This window comes from Coprococcus sp. AM97-35 (assembly GCF_027697525.1).
GTDB lineage: Bacteria > Bacillota > Clostridia > Lachnospirales > Lachnospiraceae > Allocoprococcus > Allocoprococcus comes.
Genome location: NZ_JAQESL010000060.1, coordinates 1 through 3141 on the forward strand (window position 1 = coordinate 1; position 3141 = coordinate 3141).

Consider the following 3141-nt stretch of genomic DNA (forward strand, 5'->3'; position numbering starts at 1 on the left):
AAAACCACATACAAATTTAAATCTTTACTCCATCCATTCTTCCTTACCCTGTCCTACCTTCTTGGTTATGCCCTCGACCGATTAGTAACAGTCAGCTCCATGCATTACTGCACTTCCACCTCTGCCCTATCTACCTTGTCGTCTTCAAGGGGTCTTACAACTTGCGTTGGGATATCTCATCTTGAGGGGGGCTTCACGCTTAGATGCCTTCAGCGTTTATCCCTTCCTGACTTGGCTACTCTGCCATGCTCCTGGCGGAACAACAGATACACCAGCGGTCAGTCCAGCCCGGTCCTCTCGTACTAAGGCCAGCTCCTCTCAAATATCCTACGCCCACGCCGGATAGGGACCGAACTGTCTCACGACGTTCTGAACCCAGCTCGCGTACCGCTTTAATGGGCGAACAGCCCAACCCTTGGGACCTACTTCAGCCCCAGGATGCGATGAGCCGACATCGAGGTGCCAAACCACTCCGTCGATGTGAACTCTTGGGAGTGATAAGCCTGTTATCCCCAGGGTAGCTTTTATCCGTTGAGCGATGGCAATCCCACTTTATACCACCGGATCACTAAGTCCTACTTTCGTACCTGCTCCACCCGTCGGTGTCGCAGTCAAGCTCCCTTCTGCCTTTGCACTCTTCGAATGGTTTCCAACCATTCTGAGGGAACCTTTGAGCGCCTCCGATACCCTTTCGGAGGCGACCGCCCCAGTCAAACTCCCCACCTGACATTGTCCCCCAGCCGGGTCACGGCTGCTGGTTAGAAATCCAATACTGCAAGGGTGGTATCCCAACAGCGGCTCCGCATCAACTGGCGTCAATGCTTCTTCGCCTCCCACCTATCCTGTACATACAATATCGAATCCCAGTATCAAGCTGGAGTAAAGCTCCATGGGGTCTTTCCGTCCTGGCGCAGGTAACCAGCATCTTCACTGGTATTTCAATTTCACCGGGTGCATTGTTGAGACAGTGCCCAAATCATTACGCCTTTCGTGCGGGTCGGAACTTACCCGACAAGGAATTTCGCTACCTTAGGACCGTTATAGTTACGGCCGCCGTTTACTGGGGCTTAAGTTCAAAGCTTCGCTTGCGCTAACCTCTCCCCTTAACCTTCCAGCACCGGGCAGGCGTCAGCCCATATACTTCACCTTACGGTTTTGCATAGACCTGTGTTTTTGCTAAACAGTTGCTTGGGCCAATTCTCTGCGGCCAGCTCTCACTGGCACTCCTTCTCCCGAAGTTACGGAGTCATTTTGCCGAGTTCCTTAACAATGCTTCTCCCGTCGGCCTTAGGATTCTCTCCTCACCTACCTGTGTCGGTTTACGGTACGGGTACAGTACAAACAATAGCGGCTTTTCTTGGCAGCTGGCTCACACATTTCCCTACTTCAGTTCGGTATGCATCACGTCTTCGGATTATAGAGCGGATTTGCCAACTCTACTCCTACCTCGCTTGCCACGGGATTCCATTCCCGCTAGTGCTCTCCCTCTGCGTCCCCACAGTTCTGTTATACTGCAGTACAGGAATTTCAACCTGTTGTCCATCGGCTACGTCTTTCGACCTCACCTTAGGCCCCGACTTACCCAGAGCAGATCAGCTTTACTCTGGAAACCTTGGGTATTCGGCCGGAAGGATTCTCACCTTCCTCTCGCTACTCATTCCGGCATTCTCTCTTCTTAAAAGTCCACAGCTCCTTCCGGTACTGCTTCTTCCCTTTAAGAATGCTCCTCTACCAATTAACTACGTTAATTCCTGAGCTTCGGTAGTGTGTTTCAGCCCCGGACATTTTCGGCGCAGGACCTCTCGACCAGTGAGCTATTACGCACTCTTTTAATGTATGGCTGCTTCTAAGCCAACATCCTGGTTGTCTTTGAAATCCCACATCCTTTTCCACTTAACACACATTTTGGGACCTTAGCTGCAGGTCTGGGCTCTTTCCCTTTTGACTACCCAACTTATCTCGTGTAGTCTGACTCCCATGAATCATCTTACTGGCATTCGGAGTTTGATATCCTTTGGTAAGCTTTGACGCCCCCGCGGGAATTCAGTGCTCTACCTCCAAAAGACTCTCATGAGGCTAGCCCTAAAGCTATTTCGAGGAGAACCAGCTATCTCCGGGTTCGATTGGAATTTCTCCCCTATCCACACCTCATCCCCACCCTTTTCAACGGATGTGGGTTCGGACCTCCATTGCCTTTTACGGCAACTTCATCCTGGACATGGATAGATCACCCGGTTTCGGGTCTACTCCATCTGACTTCACGCCCTATTAAGACTTGTTTTCACTTCGGCTCCATTCCTTAAGAACTTAACCTCGCCAGATGGCGTAACTCGCCGGACCGTTCTACAAAAAGTACGCGGTTCATCATATAAAGATGTTCCACAGCTTGTAAACACAGGGTTTCAGGTTCTCTTTCACTCCCCTCCCGGGGTCCTTTTCACCTTTCCTTCACAGTACTATGCGCTATCGGTCACTAAGGAGTATTTAGCCTTACGGGGTGGTCCCCGCTCATTCCCACAAGGTTTCTCGTGTCTCGTGGTACTCTGGATCCCGCCTTGCTGACTCGTCTTTCGCTTACGGGGCTTTCACCCTCTCTGGCTGGCTTTCCCAAAACCATTCTGCTAAACTTATCAGATCAATTACGCGGTCCGAACCCCGGAATGCACGCATTCCGGTTTGGGCTCTTCCGTTTTCGCTCGCCGCTACTCACAGAATCACTTGTTGTTTTCTCTTCCTCCGGCTACTTAGATGTTTCAGTTCACCGGGTTCCCTTCCATACGTTATGGATTGGCGTATGGATGACTGGAGTCTGTCCAGCCGGGTTTCCCCATTCAGATATCTCCGGATCATCGGATATTTGCTCCTCCCCGAAGCTTTTCGCAGCTTATCACGTCTTTCATCGGCTCTTAGTGCCAAGGCATCCACCCTGCGCTCTTTCTAGCATAACCAACTCCCTTCTCCCACGGGAATGGGATCCGGTTACACATGCATAGCGTTGCATGCGTTGGTATTTCAGGTCGTTTTTTTACTTCGTTTTCTCGAAGATGTAAGTTAATCATTACCTTGCGGTGATGATCACCTCGGATGTCTTTCTCTATTTGAGAATTGATTTATTTTTGTATGCAGTTTTCAAAGTACATG

At 50.4% G+C, this 3141-nt stretch carries 1 rRNA gene; it reads right to left on the reverse strand.

The annotated features are described in order from the left end of the window. Nucleotides 1–61: 61 nt before the first annotated feature. Nucleotides 62–2948, reverse strand: a 23S ribosomal RNA gene (locus PG840_RS16510). Nucleotides 2949–3141 lie beyond the last annotated feature (193 nt).